This is a genomic window from Alteromonas sp. AWJ4_197, assembly GCF_056160285.1.
In genome coordinates, this window is the sequence record NZ_JBSWWW010000002.1 from 359,470 (window position 1) to 381,116 (window position 21,647).

18 protein-coding genes are annotated in these 21,647 nt (G+C 50.9%); 2 read left to right on the top strand and 16 right to left on the bottom strand.

Translation table 11 applies throughout. The features are described from left to right. Nucleotides 1-10 precede the first annotated feature (10 nt). From ACXAGC_RS05015 to modF, 14 genes are all read right to left on the bottom strand, one after another. On the bottom strand, nt 11-955 hold the full coding sequence (locus ACXAGC_RS05015; protein ID WP_474842939.1) for a D-alanine--D-alanine ligase: 945 nt from the start codon (nt 953-955) through the stop codon (nt 11-13). Continuing rightward, nucleotides 955-2,400, bottom strand: a complete 1,446-nt coding sequence (murC, locus tag ACXAGC_RS05020) for a UDP-N-acetylmuramate--L-alanine ligase (protein ID WP_474842941.1) — start codon at nt 2,398-2,400, stop codon at nt 955-957. The genes ACXAGC_RS05015 and murC overlap by 1 nt, the downstream gene beginning before the upstream one ends. After that, nucleotides 2,400-3,473 carry an undecaprenyldiphospho-muramoylpentapeptide beta-N-acetylglucosaminyltransferase gene (gene murG, locus ACXAGC_RS05025; protein WP_474842943.1) on the bottom strand — a complete coding sequence of 358 codons (1,074 nt, stop codon included), beginning with the start codon at nt 3,471-3,473 and terminating at the stop codon, nt 2,400-2,402. Before murG ends, murC begins: the two co-directional genes overlap by 1 nt. Then, nucleotides 3,466-4,788 carry a cell division protein FtsW gene (gene ftsW, locus ACXAGC_RS05030; RefSeq protein WP_349588434.1) on the bottom strand — a complete coding sequence of 441 codons (1,323 nt, stop codon included), beginning with the start codon at nt 4,786-4,788 and terminating at the stop codon, nt 3,466-3,468. The genes murG and ftsW overlap by 8 nt, the downstream gene beginning before the upstream one ends. Beyond that, on the bottom strand, nt 4,785-6,095 hold the full coding sequence (gene murD / locus ACXAGC_RS05035) for a UDP-N-acetylmuramoyl-L-alanine--D-glutamate ligase (protein ID WP_474842946.1): 1,311 nt from the start codon (nt 6,093-6,095) through the stop codon (nt 4,785-4,787). The genes ftsW and murD overlap by 4 nt, the downstream gene beginning before the upstream one ends. 3 nt (nt 6,096-6,098) lie before the next feature. Beyond that, nucleotides 6,099-7,181, bottom strand: coding sequence for a phospho-N-acetylmuramoyl-pentapeptide-transferase (gene mraY, locus ACXAGC_RS05040; protein ID WP_474842948.1), 1,083 nt, complete (start codon nt 7,179-7,181; stop codon nt 6,099-6,101). Next, nucleotides 7,175-8,578 (bottom strand): UDP-N-acetylmuramoyl-tripeptide--D-alanyl-D-alanine ligase, encoded by a 1,404-nt coding sequence (locus ACXAGC_RS05045; RefSeq protein WP_474842950.1) that lies wholly within the window; start codon nt 8,576-8,578, stop codon nt 7,175-7,177. Before ACXAGC_RS05045 ends, mraY begins: the two co-directional genes overlap by 7 nt. Next, nucleotides 8,578-10,104, bottom strand: a complete 1,527-nt coding sequence (locus ACXAGC_RS05050) for a UDP-N-acetylmuramoyl-L-alanyl-D-glutamate--2,6-diaminopimelate ligase (protein ID WP_474842952.1) — start codon at nt 10,102-10,104, stop codon at nt 8,578-8,580. The genes ACXAGC_RS05045 and ACXAGC_RS05050 overlap by 1 nt, the downstream gene beginning before the upstream one ends. Continuing rightward, a complete protein-coding gene (locus ACXAGC_RS05055; RefSeq protein WP_474842954.1) occupies nt 10,094-11,869 on the bottom strand; it encodes a peptidoglycan D,D-transpeptidase FtsI family protein in 1,776 nt (591 codons plus the stop codon). Before ACXAGC_RS05055 ends, ACXAGC_RS05050 begins: the two co-directional genes overlap by 11 nt. Next, nucleotides 11,866-12,207, bottom strand: a complete 342-nt coding sequence (ftsL, locus tag ACXAGC_RS05060; RefSeq protein WP_119502195.1) for a cell division protein FtsL — start codon at nt 12,205-12,207, stop codon at nt 11,866-11,868. Before ftsL ends, ACXAGC_RS05055 begins: the two co-directional genes overlap by 4 nt. Further along, nucleotides 12,204-13,142: a 16S rRNA (cytosine(1402)-N(4))-methyltransferase RsmH gene (rsmH, locus tag ACXAGC_RS05065; RefSeq protein ID WP_474842957.1), complete on the bottom strand. Its 939-nt coding sequence runs from the start codon at nt 13,140-13,142 to the stop codon at nt 12,204-12,206. Before rsmH ends, ftsL begins: the two co-directional genes overlap by 4 nt. Then, on the bottom strand, nt 13,139-13,597 hold the full coding sequence (mraZ, locus tag ACXAGC_RS05070) for a division/cell wall cluster transcriptional repressor MraZ (RefSeq protein ID WP_474842959.1): 459 nt from the start codon (nt 13,595-13,597) through the stop codon (nt 13,139-13,141). The genes rsmH and mraZ overlap by 4 nt, the downstream gene beginning before the upstream one ends. Before the next feature lie 330 nt (nt 13,598-13,927). Beyond that, a complete protein-coding gene (locus tag ACXAGC_RS05075) occupies nt 13,928-14,881 on the bottom strand; it encodes a pectinesterase family protein (protein WP_474842961.1) in 954 nt (317 codons plus the stop codon). A 93-nt stretch (nt 14,882-14,974) separates the two neighbouring features. Then, on the bottom strand, nt 14,975-16,423 hold the full coding sequence (modF, locus tag ACXAGC_RS05080) for a molybdate ABC transporter ATP-binding protein ModF (RefSeq protein WP_474842963.1): 1,449 nt from the start codon (nt 16,421-16,423) through the stop codon (nt 14,975-14,977). A gap of 237 nt (nt 16,424-16,660) precedes the next feature. Between modF and ACXAGC_RS05085 the strand changes: the two genes are divergently transcribed. Next, nucleotides 16,661-16,987, top strand: coding sequence for a YkgJ family cysteine cluster protein (locus tag ACXAGC_RS05085; protein ID WP_119502202.1), 327 nt, complete (start codon nt 16,661-16,663; stop codon nt 16,985-16,987). A 70-nt stretch (nt 16,988-17,057) separates the two neighbouring features. Here the strand turns inward: ACXAGC_RS05085 and ACXAGC_RS05090 are convergent, their stop codons facing one another. Beyond that, on the bottom strand, nt 17,058-17,828 hold the full coding sequence (locus tag ACXAGC_RS05090; RefSeq protein WP_119503449.1) for a SapC family protein: 771 nt from the start codon (nt 17,826-17,828) through the stop codon (nt 17,058-17,060). Nucleotides 17,829-18,315: 487 nt separating this feature from the next. On the opposite strand from ACXAGC_RS05090, the gene ACXAGC_RS05095 reads away from it, so the two are divergent. After that, a complete protein-coding gene (locus ACXAGC_RS05095) occupies nt 18,316-19,530 on the top strand; it encodes a dipeptidase (RefSeq protein WP_474842966.1) in 1,215 nt (404 codons plus the stop codon). Between the two features lie 354 nt (nt 19,531-19,884). Here ACXAGC_RS05095 and ACXAGC_RS05100 read toward each other — a convergent pair whose 3' ends face one another. Next, complete coding sequence (locus ACXAGC_RS05100) at nt 19,885-21,606, bottom strand: potassium/proton antiporter (protein WP_474842968.1); 1,722 nt, start codon at nt 21,604-21,606, stop codon at nt 19,885-19,887. Between the last annotated feature and the right edge of the window lie 41 nt (nt 21,607-21,647).

Genomic DNA, 21,647 nt, shown 5'->3' on the forward strand with positions numbered 1-21,647 from the left:
CAAGCTCCGTTTAGTCTGATGAGAGACTGGTCGCCAGAATTTCCAGCGTCAGTTCATCAAAACTCAAACCGGCCACTTTCGCCGCTTTCGGCACCAGACTTTTTTCAGTCATGCCGGGTACGGTATTCGCTTCAAGCAAGTAAAACGTGCCGTCAGCAGCCTGCATTACGTCAATGCGGCCCCAGCCGCTGCAAGACAATGCATTGAACGCACGAAGCGACAATGCTGCCAGTTCAGCTTCTTTGTCTTCCGACAAACCACCGGGGCATTGATACACGGTTGTATCGTCCTGATACTTGGCCGCGTAATCGTAAAAAGTATGGGGGGTAGACATGCGGATCGACGGCAATGCCCTGCCCTGCAAAACAGAGACAGTGAACTCGGGGCCATCGATGTACTGCTCTAACAGGACCTGATTATCATATTGAAAGGCGTCCTGAACGGCAGTTTCTAGTTGTTTAGCGCTTGTCACTCTCGCCATCCCGATACTGGAACCTTCGCGGGCTGGTTTGACCATGACTTCATTCCCCAATTCCATCATTATAGCCCCGCATGATCCAGCTTCAAAGTCACTTTTGTCAGCAATTTGATATTTTGCGGTAGATAAACCAAGACATTGCCAGATTTGTTTGGTATGGATCTTATCCATCGCCAGCGCAGACCCCAGCACGCCACTGCCGGTATAGGGGATTTTCAGGTGCTGTAATGCGCCCTGCATCGCACCGTCTTCGCCACCACGTCCGTGCAACATGATTAACACACGATCAGCTTTTTCATCAATCAATTCAGTGAGTTGACGCTCAGCAGGGTCAAATGCGAAGGCATCTACGCCCTGCCTCAGGAGGGCATTCAGTACCGCTTTCCCCGAGTTCAGCGATACTGCACGCTCAGCAGAATCACCACCAAACATTACTGCTACACGACCAAATTTTTGTGGATTTACCTGTTCAGCCATCACTGCCACTCACGTTGAAATTTTTTTGGTTCCAATTCAGATTTTGCCAGTTTTTTAGCAATCTGGCCGATATTACCGGCTCCCTGAGTCATGATCACGTCGTTTTCCTGCATCACACTGGCAAGAATTTCTGCCAGAGAATCCGGTTCACCCACGTAAACAGGTTCCACCTGACCTCTTAAACGGATGGACCGGCAGAGTGCTTTACTGTCAGCACCTTCAATGGGCTGTTCACTGGCTGCATACACATCCAGCAATAACAGCACATCCACTTGTGAGAGCACTTCAACAAAATCTTCATATAAGTCGCGGGTACGTGTGTAACGGTGTGGCTGATACACCATGACCAGCCGCTTATCCGGCCAGTTAGTGCGGGCCGCCGCGATGGTTGCCCTGACTTCAGTCGGATGATGGCCGTAATCATCAACCAGACACACATCGCCTTTGCTGGTCGTAAACTCACCCAGTACTTCAAACCGTCGTCCGATACCGCCAAAGGATTTCAGTGCCGTCACGATAGCGTCGTCACCGACCCCTTCATCTGTGGCGACAGCAATGGCAGCAAGGGCATTGAGCACATTATGCATGCCGGTGAGATTCAGCGTGACATTCAGTACCGGCCTGTCAGGACGGATCACGTCAAACTGCGCCTGACCGAACCTGAGTTCAATATTTTCTGCGCGCACATCGTTACCCGGCTCAATACCGTAAGTAAGGATGTTGCGGCCAATTTTCGGCCGCAGAGAACGGATCACTTCATCATCACCACACAAAATGGCCTGTCCGTAGAATGGCAGGTTATGCAGAAACTCCAGATAGGTGTCTTTCATTTTGTTGAAATCACCTTCATAGGTACCCATGTGGTCCGGCTCAATATTGGTCACCACGGACACCATAGGCTGAAGATGCAGAAACGACGCATCGCTTTCGTCTGCTTCAGCAATCAGATAGCGGCTCTTACCCAAACGTGCGTTTGTGCCCGCACTGTTAAGCAGACCACCGATAACAAATGTGGGATCCCAGCCGGCTTCGGCAAAAATAGTGGAAATCAGGCTGGTCGTGGTAGTTTTTCCGTGTGTACCCGCAATGGCAATACCATGACGGAAACGCATAAGTTCAGCCAGCATTTCGGCCCGGCGGATAATAGGAATGCGATGTTCACGGGCATAGCGGATTTCCGGATTTGACTCGTTGATCGCGCTGGAGACCACCACCACATCAGACGCTGTAACATTGTCTTCATGATGGCCAATAAAGATTTCAGCACCCAGCTCTTCCAGCCGTGCTGTCATCGCACCGGCCTGTATATCTGAGCCGGCGATATCATAGCCTTCGTTTAGTAGTACTTCTGCAATACCGCCCATGCCCGCGCCACCGATACCGATGAAGAAAATGCGCTTCACTTTACGCATCTGCGGGTTTTGGAATGGTTTTTCACCTACCATTACGCTTTGTCTCCTGTCAGCAGGGCACACTGTTCTGCGACCCGCTGTGTTGCATTGGTTATCGCTGCCTGACGGGCTTTTCTGCCAGCGGCCAGACAGGATTGGGGATGACGCAGCCAGTTTTCCAGCACTTTGCCCAGCCCGCTTTGTAATTCTGTTTGCGGTAATAACACCGCAGCCCCGGCCTCTACCAGAGACAGGGCATTCTTTGTCTGATGATCATCAACAGCATGAGGCAGTGGCACAAACACCGCCGGTAAACCCGCCGCTGCCACTTCAGCTACAGTCAGTGCGCCGGCACGGCAAACGATAAAGTCAGCCCAGTCATAGGCTGCCGCCATATCTTTAATAAATTCACTGACCTGCACATCCACACTGCCACTGGCATAAGCACTTCGAACCACTTCTGCATTACCTTTCCCGGCCTGGTGACGGATAGTTAACCCATAGAGATTCTTGCATACAGCAGGCACAGCCTCATTGAGCGCTTTAGCGCCCAGGCTGCCACCAATCACCAGCATACGCAACGGCGAATGGGTTTCTTTTTTCGGCGCGATTGCCACAATATCCCGGCGCACCGGATTACCCACCGTCATGCATTTGCTTGCTGCACTGCCAAACCCGCCTCTGGCATTATCGAAGCCCAGTAAAATGCGCTTTGCCAGTTTACCCAGCATACGGTTCGTCATACCTGCGGCCGCATTCTGCTCATGCACGATTAAAGGAATTCCCCGTAACCACGCAGCAACACCACCCGGTCCGCTGGCATAACCGCCAAAGCCGATGACCACATCAGGCTTGAGTGAGGAAATCAGTTTTCCGGCTTCTGCCATGCCCTTCATCAGCGCCATAAATCCGCTGGCTCTGGCTGATAACCCTTTACCCCGTAACCCTTTCACGTGGATAAAATGGATGGGGAATCCGTTTTCAGGCACAACCTGCGCTTCCATCCTTTCTGCGGTGCCGAGCCAGTGTACATCCCAGCCGTCGGCTTTCAGCGCATGTGCAACGGCAAGTCCGGGAAACACGTGTCCGCCGGTACCGCCAGCCATGATAAGACAGCGCTTAGTCATTCAACGCCCCCTTTTCTACTTCTTCTAACATGGCTCTGATATCTTCTTTACTCTTTTGTTCCGGTTGTTCACCGTCTTCAGCAGCTGAGGAAACCGGAGCCGGCTTCTTCTTACGTTTATCTTTCCGGCCGATAGCCTGAACACCGTCGACCCGCAATTCAAAATCTATCCGCAGCAACATGGCCACCGACACCATCATCACAATCAGGCTGGTACCGCCATAACTGATAAGTGGCAGTGTTAAACCTTTCGTGGGCAGAATGCCGGCACTGGCACCAACGTTTACGGCAGTCTGGAAGCTCAGCCAGATCCCGATGCTGTAAGCCAGATATCCTTCGAAAGGCCGTTGCTTAGCCAGTGCGTGATTGCCGATTTTCAGAGCCCGGACAACGAGGAAAAGAATGAGTCCCAGCACAATCAGCACACCGGTGAAGCCCAGTTCTTCGGCCAGAATTGCCATAATGAAATCGGAGTGAGCCTGAGTCAGAAACTCCAGCTTCTGGTAGCTGTTGCCCAGCCCCTGTCCGAACCAGCTGCCCCGGCCATAGGCCATTAACGACTGAGTAAGCTGATAACCGCTGCCAAAGGGATCGGCCCAGGGATCAAGGAAAGACGTGACCCGCCGCATGCGGTATTCTTCAAAAACGATCAGGAACACGATGGCCAGTAAGCCAACAAACACAATGGCAAAGAACTGCCAGAGCCTTGCGCCCACCAGAAATAACAGTCCCATTGTGGTGGTGAACATTACCACCGCAGTACCGAAATCCGGCTGCAGCAGCAGTAAGCAGGCGAGTACAAAGAACACCACCAGCGGCTTAATAAAGCCTTTGATATTTTCTGTCACTTCTTCATAACGGCGCACCAGATAACCGGCCAGATAAGTAAAGAAGAACAGCTTGGCAGGTTCCGCCGGTTGTAAGGTCAGCGGCCCTATTACAATCCAGCGGGTACTACCGTTAATAGAACGCCCCATCACCAGCACCGCCAGCAGCATCACAATGGCAGCCAGCAATAACCAGGGATTGATCACACGCCAGAAACTCATGGGCACCTGCAGCACCACACCGGCAGACAAAATGGCGACAAGAAGATAAATGCCGTGACGGATGGAAAAATAAAAGGGATTACCGTACAAACGATCAGCCACGGGCATGGAAGCGGAGGTCACTATTACCAGCCCCAGTGTTGCCAGCGCCAGTGCCACCAGAATCAGACCGGCATCATAAGGTGACGCGGATTTTGCCGCACCGTGACGCTGAGAAAAAATCTCAGATAATTTTGTGCCTGTTTGCTCAGACGCTGCTGTACTCATTTACCGGATACTCCGTGAACCGCTTCAGCAAAAACCCGTGCCCGGTGAGCGTAATTATCAAACATATCGATACTGGCACAGGCCGGAGACAACAGCACCATATCGCCGGGCTCAGCCTGTTGAGCTGCAAGTTGAACCGCAGAAGGTAAATCGGGTAAATAATGTGCCCCCGGGATCAGGTCGCTGATTTGTCTGCCATCTTTTCCGATGGTAAGCACCAAATCCACATACTGCAGCAAGGGTTCCCTGAGTACGGACAAATCAGCCCCTTTGCCATCTCCGCCGGCAATTAAAATCAGTTTTCCGGTTTTATCCCGGCCCAGTCCTTCGAGAGCCGCCAGCGTGGCGCCGGCATTTGTCGCTTTAGAGTCGTCTATCCAGCGTACGCCTTGTGTATTGGCGATTTCCACACAGCGGTGGGGAGCCGGCTCAAAGGTCTTTACTCCGTTGCAGGCGGTTTCAATACTCACGCCGGCAACAAGCGCCATTGCCAGTGCGGCCTGAATATTCAGCACGTTGTGTGTACCTACCAGCTTTACTTCACTCATAGGCAAAACAGCTTTGCCCTGCCAGGTAATCGCTTGATTGACAAAGCCGAAGCCGGTTTTACTTTCGCTGGCCTGGTAGAGTGTCGTTTCAGCAACGTGAGACTGAGGAATGGTTTCCGGATGTCCCTGCCAGATAACAGCATGCTGACAATGCGCAAAAATACGCTGCTTAGCGTTTGCATATGCTGCCATGGTGCCATGCCGGTCAAGGTGGTCATCACTCACGTTCAGAATCGTGGCGGCGAGTAAATTTAAAGATGATGTGGTTTCAAGCTGGAAGCTGGACAACTCCAGCACCATATAATCAAATCCTTCACTAATGGTGTCCAGTACCGGACGGCCAACATTGCCGGCAGCACAGGCCTTCAGTCCGGCCTGATTAAGAATATGTGTAAGCAGAAGCGTGACGGTGGTTTTTCCGTTTGAACCGGTAATGCCGAAAGCCGGCGTGCGCGACAATCGGGCAAACAGCTCGATATCACCAATGACTTCCACACCGGACAGCGCAGCACTTTTCACCGACGGATGGGACGGCGAAATCCCCGGACTGAGCACGAGGGTATCAACATTTTCCCAGTATCCCGGCGGCACTTCACCGGCGGTGACAGGAACAGTGATATTGTCAGGTACTCTGGCGTCCGGTCTGGTATCCCAGACTTTCACCGACGCACCGGTTTCTGTTAAAAAGCGCACAACAGACTGACCGGTCATTCCCAGACCAGCCACGACAACATGTTGTGATGCCAGCAATTTGTTCATAAATCAGCGCAGCTTCAGTGTAGCCAGTCCCACCAGCACCAGAATCAGAGAAATGATCCAGAACCGCACAATCACGCGGGGTTCCGGCCAGCCTTTGAGTTCAAAATGATGATGGATGGGTGCCATGCGGAAAATACGTTTTCCTCGTAACTTAAATGAGCCGACCTGCAGGATCACCGATACGGTCTCCATCACAAAAACACCGCCCATGATGATGAGCACGATTTCCTGACGTACCAGGACTGCCAGAATACCCAGCGTGCCGCCGAGAGCCAGTGAACCCACATCGCCCATAAATACCTGAGCCGGATAAGTGTTAAACCATAAAAAGCCCAGTCCGGCGCCCACTATAGCGGTACACACAATAACCAGCTCGCTGGTCAGCGGGATGTGAGGAATATTCAGATAAGTCGCGAAGTTCACATTACCGGTGACGTAGGCAAAAATGGAAAGTGCACCGGCAACCAGTATGGTGGGTACAATAGCCAGTCCGTCCAGCCCGTCCGTCAGGTTGACAGCATTCGATGTGCCTACGAGCGCAAAATACACGACCACCAGATAAAACAGACCCAGTTGCGGCATGACTTCTTTGAAAAAAGGCACCAGCAAAGAGGTTTCAGCGGCGAGGTTTGCACTACTGTACAGGTAAAACGCCACACCCAGTGCAATGACTGACTGCCAGAAGTATTTCCAGCGGGCAATTAAGCCTTTGGAGTCTTTACGCACCACTTTGCGGTAATCATCAACAAAGCCGATGATGCCGTAGCCAATCACTACGGCCAGAGTCACAAGCACATAACGGTTGGTTAAATCTGCCCATAACAACACGCTGACCACAATCGCCGATAAGATGAGCAGTCCGCCCATAGTCGGCGTGCCCGCTTTTGAAAGGTGACTTTGCGGCCCGTCGTCACGTACGGTCTGACCGATTTGCAGACGCTGCAACCAGCGAATCATTTTCGGTCCGATAACAATCGCGATCACCAGTGCCGTCAGGGTACTTAAAATTGCCCTGAGCGTCAGATAGGAAAATACGAAGAATCCCGGTTCAAACTGTTTAAGCCAGTCGGCCAGCCATATCAACATGCAATGCGCTCCCGACGGCGTTCAAACTTTCCCAGGCGGGATACCTCAATGGCCTCCACTACCCGTTCCATCCGCGAGCTGCGCGAACCTTTAACCAGCACGGAAATATCCCGTTGATCGGCCATCAGCACACTACTCAATGTTTCCATCAGCGCTTCCACATTGGTGAAATGAAATCCCTGCTTACCATATACAGCACTGGCGCTCTGGCTCAGTACACCCAGAGTGAAGAGGTAATCAATGCCCTTTTGCTGGGCGTACTCACCTACCTGCTCATGGTAAAAGCGGGCTTTTTCACCCAGCTCCGCCATGTCACCAAGGATCAGAACCCGTAAACCGGAGAACGTGGACAGCGTATCAATAGCCGCATTCACCGACGCCACATTGGCGTTATAAGTATCATCCAGCAAGCGGAAATGGTCAGACAGCGCTTTTACATTAAGACGCCCTTTCACCTGCGCCATGTTCAGCAGTCCGGTACGTACGTCTTCCAGGGTCGCTCCCACCTGCATGGCCAGCGCGGCCGCTACGAGTGCGTTACCCACGTTATGAATACCGGGGATGCGTAATTGGATACCGGTTTGCCCCTGCGGGGTGACCATGTTGAATTCAGCGCAGCCGTCGAGTCCGACGGTGATGTCTTCTGCTGTATAATCCGACTGATTTTGCTGTTGGGGTGAGAAAGTAAGTACATTGTTGTACTTCAGTTTGCCCAACCAGAACTCTGCGAACTGACTGTCAGCATTGACGATAGCCACGCCCTGTTCGTTCAGCCCTTTAAAAATTTCGCTTTTTGCACGGGCAACACCTAACAGACTGCCAAATCCTTCCAGATGAGAAGCGGCGGCATTGACAATGGTCGCCACATCCGGCTTCACCAGTTCGGTGGTGTACGCAATTTCCCCAAGGTGATTAGCACCCAGTTCCATTACTGCGTAATCATGGCCTTCTTCCAGACGTAATAATGTCAGCGGCACACCGATGTCATTATTGAAGTTACCCGCTGTTGCCAGCACATTGCCGCGGCGTGCCAGAATTGCCGCAGTCATCTCTTTTACGGTGGTTTTGCCGCTGCTGCCTGTCACGGCAATAGTTTTTGGTGCGACCTGCGCTTTTACCGCAGCACCCAGTAAACCCAGAGCAAGTTTCGTGTCTTCTACCTGAATGACAGGCAAAGCAGTATTCACCGGTTCGCTGGCTATTATTGCACTGGCACCGGCCTGCTCCGCCGAAGCAATAAAACGGTGACCATTAAAATTTTCGCCGCTTAAGGCAATGTACACATCACCTTCTTTTAGCGTACGGGTATCTGTACTTACCCCGTTTACGTCCCGGTCTTCCCCCGTAAGGGTGCCTTTCACTTTACCGGCAATCCAGGACAGCGTGGTCAGAATCATTAGCTGTACTCCCTTTGCAGCCGCGCTACCACGGCCCGCTCGTTATAATTTTTCTTTTGCTCACCGATGATCTGAAAATCTTCATGGCCTTTACCCGCCACGAGGATCAAATCCTCCGGTGCTGCCTTTTCCAGGCAGTGGCGAATGGCCTTTTCTCTGTCCGGCTCATCCACCGCACGTTGTGGCTGTGTCAGTCCTTCACGGATATCACGGGCGATATCTTCCGGCGCTTCTGAACGGCTGTTATCGGTAGTGATGACAAGATGATCGGCTACAGCCTCAGCAGCCTGTCCCATTAGAGGACGCTTGCCTTTATCACGGTCGCCACCACATCCGAAAACACACCACACATCCCCCGGGGTATGCGCTCTTGTGCTTTGTAACGCCTTTTCCAGCGCATCCGGAGTATGGGCATAGTCCACAATGACATTCGCATGTGCGGTAAAAGGAAATACTTCCATTCTTCCGGCTACCGGAGAAACCTTTGGTAATAACCCCACCACTTCTTCAAAACGAAGCCCCTGCACCAGCATGACTGAAATCACAGCCAGCAGGTTGTGCACGTTGAACGCTCCCAGAAGCGGCACCTGAATATCACGGCTTCCCCAGCTTGATACCAGTCTGAACTGACACCCGTCCGGATGATATTTCACATTTGTGGCCAAACAATGGCGATCTTCTGACTTTTGCGCTGCCAATTCCGACATGCCGAACCACACAGTGGTAACACCGGAGGGCTTGTTGGTATGCCAGCGGTCGCTTTCAGGATCATCGGCATTCAGTACTACTGTGCTGACGCCCGGCAGTTGCATAGCCAGACGCTTGGCCGCACCGTAATCTTCCATGGTGCCGTGATAGTCAAGATGGTCTCTCGACAGGTTGGTAAACACCACAATATCCGTTTTGATTTGACTGAGCCTTCCCTGCACCAGGGCATGAGAAGACGCTTCAAATGCCACTTGCCGCGCGTTTTGTTGCACAAACTCTGCCAATAAATACTGCATGCGGATAGCGTCAGGGGTGGTATTGCCGGCAGGTGTGGGTTCCCACTCTGTATCTGCCCCCTGAAACAGCCCTGCACCCAGCGTCCCTACTGCTGCACAGCGTGTTCCGCCGGCGGTAGTAAGTTGGGATAACATTTGCACGACGGAGGTTTTTCCGTTGGTACCGGTGACAGCAACAGATTGCATTTTGGTGGCGGGATAGTCGTAAAACGCCCCGGCCAGTGATGACAGGATGTCTGTTAATTCATACAGATGAACAATAATCGTGGTGCCACGCATTTCCATGCGGCCGTGCTCCCGCACTTTTCCGGTTTGCGCAAGAATGGCTTTGGCACCGAGACTGATAGCCTGCGGAATAAATTCACGGCCATCCATGCTATGGCCTTTTACTGCCACGAAGGCCAGTTTCGGGGTAACCCGACGGCTATCCAGCGTCAGCCCCTGAATGCGGACATCCGGCGCTGTAATACCGAACTTTGCCAGCAACACGCTTAAACTTTGTTCAAATGCATTAACTACCATTGCGCCCTCCGTTCAGCCACTTCGTAGACGTGACCTGTTTGTCGTCCGGGGCAATATTCAGCAGTTGCAGGGCACCGCCCATAATTTCAGAAAACACCGGCGCCGCTGTATCACCGGCATGGTAAAGATCACCACCGGGTTCATTGATCAGTACAACCGTAACGATTTGCGGGTCAGATAAAGGGGCCACACCGGCGAAAATATTCACGTACTCGTCGCCGTAACCACCGGCGACAGCTTTACGGCTTGTACCGGTTTTTCCGCCCACACGATAACCCGGCACTGCGGCTTTTGTGGCTGTACCGCCACGCTGCACAACGCTCTCCATCATTTCAAGCACGGCACGGGCATTCTTTTCAGACACCACCCGCTGAGGTTCCGGTTTGTAACCGGTGGACTGAGGCTGCTTAACAATATTCAGCGGCATGCTGACACCGCCGTTGGCCAGAGTGGCATACATCCGCGCAAGCTGTGCGGTAGTTACAGATATACCGTAACCGAAGGATAAGGTAGCCAGTTCGAAATCAGACCAACGGCTGCGCTCATGGAAAAGACCGTTACTTTCACCCGGCATGTTGGTACCGGTATCACTCATCAGTCCCATGTTGTAATAGGTATCGAGCAAAAATGGTTTCGGTACACCCAGTGCCAGACGGGAGGTCCCCATATTTGACGAATGCTGAATAATTTCTTCTAAGGTGAGTTTTCCGTAGTTACGGGCATCTTTTACCAGACTGCCGCCCAGACGCATCCAGCCCGGGTTGGTATTTACAATATCACCCACTTTTACACTGCCGAATTCCAGCGCTGACAGCACTGCCAGCGGCTTCAGCGATGAACCGGGTTCAAAGGCATCGGTCAGCACACGGTTACGCATCCGGTGGGGAGACACATCGCTGCGATCGTTGGGGTTAAAAGAAGGGGCATTGACCATGGCCAGCACATCACCGGTGTGGGCATCGAGCACAATAGCGGAAGCAGAAGCAGCCTGGTAATAAAGCATCGCCTCTTTGATTTCACGATAGGCCAGTGCCTGAATCCGCTGATCGATTGTCAGCTTCAGATTCCCCGCTTCCTCTCCGTCAGTGGATTTCAGAATTTCCACCTGGCGTCCCTTGGCATCACGGCGGATAACCTTTGAACCCGGTGTACCGGTTAACCAGTCATCATAAAGCCGTTCCAGACCTTCCAGACCGGAGTCGTCCACATCGGTGATACCAATCAGTTGCGCTGTCACTTCGCCATTAGGATAATAACGACGGCTTTCACGGCGCAGATAAATACCGGGGATATCCAGTTTGGCAACATAATCCGCCATGGCCGGAGACACCTGACGTTGCAGATAAACAAACCGGCGCTTGGGATTTTGTACTTTGCTGCGTAAGTCCTCTACATCGCGGCCCAGCACATCGGCAAGCGCTTCCCAGCGTTCAAACTGCTCCAGTCCGCCCTGTTCGTGGATAATTTTCGGGTCGGCATAAATAGCACGCACCGGCACACTGACAGCCAGTTCTACGCCATTGCGATCGGTAATGATACCGCGGTATGCCGGCATATCTTTGGTACGCATGGTACGGTTATCGCCCTGCGCAATCAGGTTATCCGGAGCAATGACCTGTATGTAGGCGGCGCGGACGCCAAGCCCGGCGAACACCAGCATGACAATGGCAATGACCAGTACAAAGCGCCATTGCACCGGTGACGGGGTCACATTCTGTCTGGCACCACGTTTCACTTTTTTGGCAGGGAGTGCAAATATGCTCATTTCAGTCTTACTACCACTTCCTGATCGGCGGTTGGCCGGTACATATCTAATTGCTTTTCCACTTCGTTTTCAATGCGGTTGTGTTCTGTCAGTGCCCGTTGTTCCAGCACTAAATTTCGCCATTCCACATCGAGATCATCTTTCTGCTGCATGAGTGTTTCCATGGCGATATTTTGCTGACGGTTCAGGTGACTGCCGAGCACCACAGCCATAGCACTGGTTACAACCATTAAATACAACAAAACCCGCAACTTGTTGCGGGTCAAATCTGAGACCAGAATCAGTATTAAACTGAAGTTTGTCGGAGACGTCGTCCGTGAATTCTGCCGGTCCGTCATAGTTTTTCGGCCACCCGTAATACAGAACTCCGGGAGCGCACATTCTGTGCAATTTCCTCTTTGGTCGGTTTAATCGCCTTGCTCAGCGCCCTGAGAACTTTGTCGGCATCAATCTCAGCTTGAGTTACCGGTAAGTTGGCGGGCACTACTTTGCCGCGACTCTGTTCTTTAATGAAACGTTTAACCAGACGATCTTCCAGAGAATGGAAAGAAATCACAGCCAGACGGCCATCTTTCGCCAGTACATCCACAGCCGCTTTTAACCCCACCCGCAGTTGTTCCAGCTCCGCATTAATGTAAATACGGATCCCCTGGAAAGCGCGTGTAGCAGGATGCTTGAATTTGTCTTTTACCGGCACAGCTTTATCAATAAGCTCAGCCAGTTGAGCGGTACGTGTGAGAGGCGTTGTTTGACGGGTTTCCACGATGGCATGGGCGATACGTTTGCCAAACTTCTCTTCGCCGAATTCTTTTATTACCTGGGTGATATCCTGCTCATCAGCTTCTGCCAGCCACTGGGCAGCACTCTGGCCACGGCTGGTGTCCATGCGCATATCCAGCGGACCATCTTTCATAAAGCTGAAACCACGCTCAGCATCATCGAGCTGTGGAGAAGAGACACCGAGATCCATCAGCACACCGTCGATCTTGCCCGTCAGAGACATTTCGCTGATAACACGGGCCATCTCGCCAAAGGGTTCATGAACAATGGTAAAGCGTTTGTCATCTGCAAAACGCTGTGCAGCTTCAATCGCCTGAGGATCACGGTCAAACGCGATCAGGCGGCCTTCAGCACCAAGGTTTTCGAGGATTTTGCCGGAATGTCCGCCGCGACCGAATGTAGCATCAATATAAATGCCGTCCGGTTTAATCGCCAGTGCGTCAATACATTCATTAAGCAACACCGAAACATGACTGAATGGGGTGTTGCTCATAGTGAAAATTCCTGCAGGCGGTCAGTAAGCTCAAATGCACCATCACGCTCGGTTTCCATGTCTGCATCAATTTGTTTAGCCCAAATATCAGCATCCCATATTTCAAATTTGTTAAGCTGTCCGACGAGCATGACTTCTTTGGAGAGACTTGCGTGTTGGCGCAAAGGCGCGGATAAGAGAAAACGGCCGCTCTTGTCCATGTCACCTTCGGTGGCATAACCAAGTAGCAGCCGCTGCATCCGGCGTTCAGCCGGAACCATACTGGAGAACTTACTCAGTTTGAGTTCGATCTCCTCCCATTCGGGAAGTGGGTAAAGTAGCAAACAGCTTTGCTGTGTATCGATTGTGCAGACCAGTTGTCCGTTACAATCATCCAGAAGTGACTGGCGGTATTTTGTTGGTATAGCCAGTCTACCTTTGGGATCCAGATTGATTGCATTAGCGCCGCGGAACATTCCCCTAGCCTTTTATATTTTTGTGCTCTTGTTGTTCTTGTTTTCTGAGTACCAATCTGCAATTCGTTGATGACTCGATCCACAATTCGCCACATTTACCCACTTGCTAGACAGTTTGGTCTCTACTTTCCCCACTGTCAAGGAAAAACACGGCTAAAACCCACGTAAACACTGGGCTGCAGCCTGTTTTTATATACAGTTGTTTATGTAAAGCCCATGAAAAGATTAAAAAAGAATCAGAATGGATACGTGAAAAGTTTTTTAAAAAATTTACCGGCAACGAAAAAAGCCCCGCAGGACGGGGGCTTGAAAGCGATCAAAAGGCAGGATTTAGATCGGTTTTTCCGGTGACCAGCCCCGTAATACGGTGGCCTTATTGTAGGATTGACGTTGCTGTTCACTGAGTGCGTGTTGCCAGTTCACTCTGTCTGAGCCGGCAGCCCCCTCTCCCGTATTCCCGCCGGTTTCATAACGGCTGGTTTGTTCCTTCGACGGATCCCCCCAGTTGTGCCAGCCGGCCGGATGGATATGCCCGTCCAGATGACTGTTCATCACAGCCGTTGCCGCAAACTGCCGCCAGGGCCGTCCCAGATACACGTTTTCAACACCGTCAGGGGCAGTAAAGTGACTGTTATCAAACACCAGTCCGAAAGGCTGATCCTGTGGTGTGGATGCAGCGGTCACATAGGTATTGCTTATCAGCGAGCGGATTTCACAACCACTGAACAATGCCGTTCCTTCACCAAAGATAAAATCCACTGAGCCGCTTATCATACTGTTTTCAAAGTAGCTTCTGTGGCCCTCACCGGCGACATAAAGGGTATCCTGGTAGCCTTCTATACTGACATTATAAAACGCCGCCCTGTCAGCCTCTACATGCAGGGCAACGGCTTGCCCCACCGGCCCGGCAGTGTTACGGATAGTCAGGTTGGCAGCGGTAAAATCGTTGCCGGCCACGCGTACCGTGTAGGTATGGAAGGTGCTGTTTCTGCCTTTCGCCAGTTTATCAAAATGGTCATCCATAGTGATAATTGTGCCTTCCCTGCTTTCTCCTACCATTTTGATGCGGGTGTTCCATGCAAATACGTTGACCTTCTCTTTATAAACTCCGTTCTTAATAAACACGGTGACGTCTGTCCAGGGAAAGGCTTTGGCAGCGTAGATGGCATCCTGAACGGAGGTATAATCACCGGAACCGTCAGCGGCAACAGTCAGTCTCGTTTCATAAGACTGTGCATACGCAGAAATGCTGATAACAAATAAGATAAGACTGATAAATCGCATGATAGCTCCTGTATCCCAGATCCCGGTGGGTATAATCCAGTTCAAGGCTCACTTGCGGACTGAAGAAGTACCGGGCACCCGCTTAACCGTTTCTTAAGCCTGTGCTTCCTGATTGTGGCGTCCCATGGCAAGCACAAGTTCAACGCCGTTAATTTTGTCCTCGCTGTGGTGGTTCACATACAACAATGTGCTTTCCTTCCCTTCGGCGATAATGCCAAGTAGTGCCAGTACTTTCAGACGGTTAATTTCATCCAGGCCGTTACATGGCTCGTCAAGAATTAACAACGTGGGATGCTTCACCATCGCCCGCAGAATAAGTAAAAGCCGCTGATCACCGAAAGACAGTGACTGGAAAGGTTCATTAGCTCTGTGTGCCATACCAGCCAGTTCGAGCCATTCACGGGCCAGTTGTTTTTGCCTGATATCGGGTTGTTCGTATAACCCGATACTGTCGTAAAAGCCGGACAATACCACATGCAATACACTGCAATTGACACGGTACTGAAGATGAAAACTGTTGGACACTAACCCGATATGCTGCTTGATATCCCAGATGCTTTCACCACTGCCCCGCTTGTAGCCGAAAACTGTCAGGTCATTGGTGTAACAGTGCGGATCGTCACCGGTAATCATATTTAGCAGACAGGTTTTACCTGACCCGTTAGGGCCTGTAACCTGCCAGTGCTCCCCGCGGTTAATCTGCCAGTTCAGACCCGAGAAAATAACGCGGTTGTCGTAACTCACTTTGCCGTTAACCAGCTTCACCAGCACATTATCACCTTCAGCCATTTGCGGCGAATACCGTGTTTCGTCTTTCTCCGGCAAGGTGAGAGATGTATTCTCCATGTGCAGCAATTGTTTAAGGTGAGCTAAATCGCTTTGCTCAACTCCGCCGCCCTCTGACTGCCAGGACAACTGCCCTTGCTGCATCAGCCAGAGTTGTCTGACGAAAGACGGGATCTCACTGAGTCTGTTCAGCGCCATCACGATAGTGCAACGGTGTTGAATACTTTGCAGGTGCTCCTGCAAAAACTCGCAGGATGCGGTATCAAGGCCATCCATAGGTTCATCAAGCACCAGCACATCAGGTGAAGCTAACAGGGTGCGAACCAGCAGTACTTTCCGGGTTTCACCGGTGGATAACCCCAAAAAGGCGTTATCAAGAAAATGGGTCATCCGCAGGCCGTTCGTCAGCAGAGTGAATGCCTCCCCGCAATCAGCCATATTGATCTGGCGTAAAATAACTTCCCTGGCTGTGCTGGGCACAGGAATGACATCAAGAATGTCCGCGTCATCCTTTTTCTTTTCCTGAGCAATCAATGCCTGCTGCTGTGCAGTACTGACCCACCCTGTCTTACAGGTCAGGCGTCTTTCACCACTGACCACCTCGCCCTCTCCGGCCAGCACGGCCGCCAGTGCCGATTTACCACTGCCGTTTTTCCCGGTTATGGCAAGATGCCGGCCTTCAGTCAGTGCCGCACTAACCGGGCCAAAGGTAAAATCAGGTGTCAGTGACACCGCACAGTGTTGTAATTCAATCATGATCCCTCCTCAGACGACTGATGGTAATTAAACACCCCGGATAAAAAAAGAATAGTGCGACAGTGCAATGTTTTATTGCGTTTTTCCGGCACTCTGGAATAATGCGCCGTCCCGGCAACATGGTCGTTCTGACACACTCTGTTTGTTGCCTGAAAGACATCAAAACCATTGTAACAATGTGATGGCCAACCCGGAATTTGCTGGTTGTTGTGCACGTAGTGTGGAGCAAGAATAGTAATGAATCCCTGTATACAATGTGGTGCCTGCTGCGCCACGTTTCGTGTATCGTTTTACTGGGCAGAATCTGACCCGTTTACCGGTGGTAGTGTACCGCCGGAACTGACTGAAAAGATCTCCCCTTCCCTGGTTGCAATGAAAGGCACAAACCAGCCTTCACCGCGGTGTGTGGCCCTGGAAGGTGACATTGGCGGCAATATCGGCTGCTCAATTTATGAAAAACGCTCGTCCACCTGCAGAGAGTTTGATTACGGCACCGCAGACTGTATGAAAGCCAGGATGAAACACGGTATCACCGGCGATATTATCCCCTTTGTTGCGGCCTGAGAATTCACACCGCAAAAAAGATACAAAAAAAGCGGGCAATGCCCGCTTTTTAGTTTTCTGAACAAATTATTTACGCATTTTCAGCTGGCTGTGCGGCTGCCTGAGCTGCTTCACCGGTAATTTGCATGCTGGCAATCGGATTCGCCGTGTCGTTAGACAGTTCAACCAGACGGTTCAACTGACCCAGTGACATCATTACTGCATACAGTGCACCCAGGAAACCTTGCTTATGCAATTCCAGTACTTTCTCTTCCGGCAGTTCCATCAGACGTTTTTCGTTGATGCTGTACATACCAGTCACGTTGCGCTGCTGACCGTCTTTGTAAGTCAGGCGAATTTGAATGGCGTCCAGTAATTCCAGTTCAACCACTTTCTGAATGAAGCGTTGAGTCAGCATTTCACTGTTTGCCAGGTCACCTAAGAATTTCTGACGGTTATCAAGAAACTCAGAAGGAGAACCGTCTTCTTTAAATAACGGCTGACCTTCTTCTTTACCTACCAGTTCACTTTCTTCATCAATGTAAACGCCCAGCTTTTCACCTTCAGGACGAACATCGAAAGGATAGCGCAGAATGTTCATTGGTACGTGAGGGCCTTTCCACTTGTCTGTCGCCAGGAAAAGGTTCTGGTTTTGTTCCATACCCAGCATGGCAACAGTGTGATAACGGTCGCTGTTAGGATCCTGGATAAATACGATTGGCATAGTAGAGGCCAGTTGCGCGTATTCACGGATTGACGCAGCAGATAAGTGTGTATTTTTCGCGAAAGCAAACGCGTTGTTCACCGCTATTTTTACATCTTTGTGTTTTTCTTTATTCAGCGGGGTGTAGTTAATCGCCATAATTCTGTTCTCATTACGTTTATTGGTGGTAATCAACAAATGGAATTCGCCAGGGGAATTGCCCTATTGGTGAAAGCCTGCAGTCCCTGCGTACGCGACCACTAACAACTCTGGTCAATGGACTCACCAAACACAGATTAGGAGAGGATTACCACGAAGATTATTCTTGTAGCCTGCCACCGCATTCAATTGCCGGTAACAGGTCGACAGGCAGTATCCCGTATTTAAAGCGGGAAGTCACGCCCTGAAAACCATATCAAAATTTAAACTTTTATTACAAGCTTCTTTCGTTGACGTAACAACCCGGGATAAGCATTTCATTTTACCTGTTATTTCAGTGCATTTAGCTGGCGCAACGGGTGTGATGATTGTAGGCAATTTAAATATTTCGTAGGCTACATGAGCACGATTGCTTAAGTTACCCGTTGCCGGAACGCTTGCAATTCACGAACACACAACATAGATAATAATGAACGAAGGAAAATCCATGGGACGTTTAACTAAAAAGCCATTGTCGCTTCTCATACCGGCACTGTTACTGACCGGCAGCTATGCTGCACAGGCAGAAACCATTCCCCCGGTTTCAGCAGAAGCTGAGGCTATCGCACAGGAAACCATCATTGTGGATGGTCACATTGATGTTCCTTACCGCGTACACGCAAAATGGGAAGACGTGAGCGTTGCGACAGAAGGCGGCGACTTTGATTATCCCCGCGCGAAAAAAGGTGGTCTGACAGCACCGTTCATGTCTATTTATGTGCCGGCCAGCCTGGATAATTCCGACGAGTCTACAGCAGTAGCCCACCAGCTTATCGACCTGGTTGAAGCCATGGTCTACCGTTCACCGGAAAAATTTGCCATCGCAAAATCCGTGGCGGATGTAAAAGCCCAGTTTAAGCAAGGACTCATTTCTTTGCCCATGGGCATGGAAAACGGTTCACCGGTGCAGGGAAGCCTGGAAAATCTGAAAACGTTTTATGAGCGCGGTATCCGCTACATTACGCTGGCCCACTCGCTGTCTAACCATATATCTGACTCATCCTATGACCTGCGCCGGCAATGGCATGGCCTGAGCCCGTTCGGTAAGGAACTGGTAGCTGAAATGAACAACTTGGGGATCATGGTGGATATCTCTCATGTCTCCGATGATGCTTTTTATCAGGCAATTGAAATCAGCAAGGTACCGGTGATCGCTTCACACTCTTCCCTGCGTAAATACACGCCGGGATTTGAGCGTAATATGAACGACGATATGGTGAAAAAGCTGGGTGAAAACGGCGGCGTGATCATGATTAACTTTGGTTCCAGCTTTGTTTCAAAAGAAACCCAGGACTGGCGGAATAATCTGACTAAACAGAAAAACAAACTTATCAAAGAAATGGGTGAAGACAGTGCAGAAGTCGCTGCTTTTGATGAAAAGTACCGCAAGGAAAACCCCTATCCGTATTCTACGCTGAGTCAGGTGCTGGACCACATTGACCATGTCGTAGAATTGATTGGTATTGACCATGTGGGTATCGGCTCAGATTTTGATGGTGTGGGTGATTCTCTGCCAACCGGTCTGAAAGATGTTTCTACCTACCCGAATCTGGTTCAGGGTATGCTGGATCGTGGTTACAGCCGCAAAGACATCGAGAAAGTACTTAGCGGTAACCTGCTTCGGGTATGGTCTGAAGTCGAAAAGTACGCTGCATCACATTAAGTTCTGATTGCAACTCATTACAGTGCCACGCTCTGTGGCACTGTCTACCTTGCCATAATAAAACAGACGGCGTAATCTCTGATCATCTCAAACATCAGATAAAACGGAACTGATGTCATGGACGATATCATTTTAAACTTTATATTATCTGCGCTGACAGGCTTGCTTCTTATCCCGGTAAGACTCGTGACACAATCGGACTTTTACCTTACCTGCGCATTGTTCATAACAGCCAGTATCAGCCCGATACTTTTTCCCCTTGATACAGAGTACGGCAGAAACCTTAGTTTTTTCATCACTGCCATTTCAGGCCTGATATGTCAGCACCTCACAGGCCGTTTTTCAAAGCAAAAATCACGACTCTGACAGGCGGCTGTCTGCAGTAAACTGCACTGCCACAGCCAGACCATTTCTCACCGCTTTAACTTCGAATCGCCCGGCGGCATGATGCAAAGTGAGTCCTTCTGCCACGTCGTCGCTCAGATGCTTTCTGATGAAGGCATCCAGTGTGATGTTTTTTGTTTCTCCCAGGTCCAGACCATATGCATGGCTTATCTCATTCACTCTTGCCGCGCCTTTCAGCACTAACTCTCCGGATTTAAAAGCTGACGGTTCCAACTGCGATATGTGGGAGAAAATACAATCGATGAAGGGCCGTAGTCCCGGGCGGATAAGAATAAAGATATGATCCCCCGGCAGTAACAACGTTGATCCCCTTGGCGGAAAAACCGCATCACCACGGGTTATCATTGCCACCACCGCACCTTCAGGCAGTGCCAGTTCAGCCAGCGTCCGGTTAACAGCTTTGGCGGAATCTCCCAGCGTGTACTGAACAATGTCAGCGTTAACTTCGCCCAGAGCACTGATTTCCAGGGTGGCAGCCGGTGTTACCGGTGCCTTTTCAATCAGCTTCAGTTTCTTTGCCATCCACGGCAATGTTGAACCCTGCAAGGTAGCCGAAATCAATACAACGAAGAACACCACATTGAAAATGAGATAGGCCTGGGGAATTTCGAACAACAACGGAAAAATAGCCAGAATAATCGGCACCGATCCGCGAAGCCCCACCCATGATACCAACCCGATTTCCCGCTTGTTGAACCCGGCAAAGGCCAGAAACGGAGCAACAGCCAGCGGACGGGCGACGAAGATAAGAACAGCTGCAATGAGCAGTCCTTCCAGCCAGACCTTAAGCAGCGATGCCGGATTCACAAGCAGTCCCAGCATTACAAACATGCCGATTTGACTTAGCCAGGCCAGACCGTCGTGAAACATAAAAGTAGCCCGTTTTAGTACAAACCGGCTGTTACCGATAAAGACCCCGGCGATGAACGTTGCCAGAAAGCCACTCCCGCCCAGACTGGCAGATATGCCAAACGTCAGAAAGCCGCATATTGCGACAAGAACAGGATACAGCCCTGCCGCACTCAGTGTGATACGGTTGATGAGTTTTACTGCAGCCCAGCCGACGCCAAGCCCGACAAAGGTACCAATGCCCATTTGCTGAATAAACAGCTGCGCCAGATCCCACCCCGGCTTCATCTGACTGGTGAGCAGCTCAAGTATGCCCACGGTAAGGAAAATCGCCATGGGATCGTTGGAAGCACTTTCAATTTCCAGCGTAGCTTTCAGGCGCGGACTGATATGCACACCGGCGTTCCGCAAAATAGAGAATACTGCAGCAGCATCGGTAGAACCGACGATAGCCCCGATAAGCAATCCCACCATAGGTGGTACACCCAGAATAAAGGCTGCTGCGTAACCGGTTATCCCGGCCGTTATGGCTACTCCGAAGGTGGCCAGAAATGAAGCAGGTTTCCACACCAGCTTGATTGAAGAAAAAGAAGTTTGCAGCCCGCCATCGAAGAGGATCATAGCCAGTGCCAGTGTACCCAGCGCATGTGCTGTGCTGGCATCATCGAATGCCAGTCCCAGTCCGTCTTCTCCTGCCAGCATGCCTACCAGTAAGAATAGTACCAGCAGAGGTAAACCCAGCCTTGGGGACAGTTTGCTGGACAGAATACCGACAAACAGCAATACAGCCGCTATAAGGATCTGGTAATCGATGGCGAACATAGGTTTCCTTTTTACAGGTTATTTCCGTTTCAGTAAGAGTC

Excerpts from the sequence above, each read along its gene's own strand:
- ACXAGC_RS05090 (WP_119503449.1), bottom strand. The coding sequence starts at position 17,828 with ATGGCGATTAACTACACCCCGCTGAATAAAGAAAAACACAAAGATGTA.
- ACXAGC_RS05050 (WP_474842952.1), bottom strand. The coding sequence starts at position 10,104 with ATGGTAGTTAATGCATTTGAACAAAGTTTAAGCGTGTTGCTGGCAAAG.
- mraY (WP_474842948.1), bottom strand. The coding sequence starts at position 7,181 with ATGTTGATATGGCTGGCCGACTGGCTTAAACAGTTTGAACCGGGATTC.
- ACXAGC_RS05075 (WP_474842961.1), bottom strand. The coding sequence starts at position 14,881 with ATGCGATTTATCAGTCTTATCTTATTTGTTATCAGCATTTCTGCGTAT.
- murG (WP_474842943.1), bottom strand. The coding sequence starts at position 3,473 with ATGACTAAGCGCTGTCTTATCATGGCTGGCGGTACCGGCGGACACGTG.
- ACXAGC_RS05015 (WP_474842939.1), bottom strand. The coding sequence starts at position 955 with ATGGCTGAACAGGTAAATCCACAAAAATTTGGTCGTGTAGCAGTAATG.
- murD (WP_474842946.1), bottom strand. The coding sequence starts at position 6,095 with ATGAACAAATTGCTGGCATCACAACATGTTGTCGTGGCTGGTCTGGGA.
- ftsL (WP_119502195.1), bottom strand. The coding sequence starts at position 12,207 with ATGACGGACCGGCAGAATTCACGGACGACGTCTCCGACAAACTTCAGT.
- ACXAGC_RS05095 (WP_474842966.1), top strand. The coding sequence starts at position 18,316 with ATGGGACGTTTAACTAAAAAGCCATTGTCGCTTCTCATACCGGCACTG.
- murC (WP_474842941.1), bottom strand. The coding sequence starts at position 2,400 with ATGGTAGGTGAAAAACCATTCCAAAACCCGCAGATGCGTAAAGTGAAG.
- ftsW (WP_349588434.1), bottom strand. The coding sequence starts at position 4,788 with ATGAGTACAGCAGCGTCTGAGCAAACAGGCACAAAATTATCTGAGATT.
- mraZ (WP_474842959.1), bottom strand. The coding sequence starts at position 13,597 with ATGTTCCGCGGCGCTAATGCAATCAATCTGGATCCCAAAGGTAGACTG.
- ACXAGC_RS05055 (WP_474842954.1), bottom strand. The coding sequence starts at position 11,869 with ATGAGCATATTTGCACTCCCTGCCAAAAAAGTGAAACGTGGTGCCAGA.
- ACXAGC_RS05100 (WP_474842968.1), bottom strand. The coding sequence starts at position 21,606 with ATGTTCGCCATCGATTACCAGATCCTTATAGCGGCTGTATTGCTGTTT.
- rsmH (WP_474842957.1), bottom strand. The coding sequence starts at position 13,142 with ATGAGCAACACCCCATTCAGTCATGTTTCGGTGTTGCTTAATGAATGT.
- modF (WP_474842963.1), bottom strand. The coding sequence starts at position 16,423 with ATGATTGAATTACAACACTGTGCGGTGTCACTGACACCTGATTTTACC.
- ACXAGC_RS05085 (WP_119502202.1), top strand. The coding sequence starts at position 16,661 with ATGAATCCCTGTATACAATGTGGTGCCTGCTGCGCCACGTTTCGTGTA.
- ACXAGC_RS05045 (WP_474842950.1), bottom strand. The coding sequence starts at position 8,578 with ATGATTCTGACCACGCTGTCCTGGATTGCCGGTAAAGTGAAAGGCACC.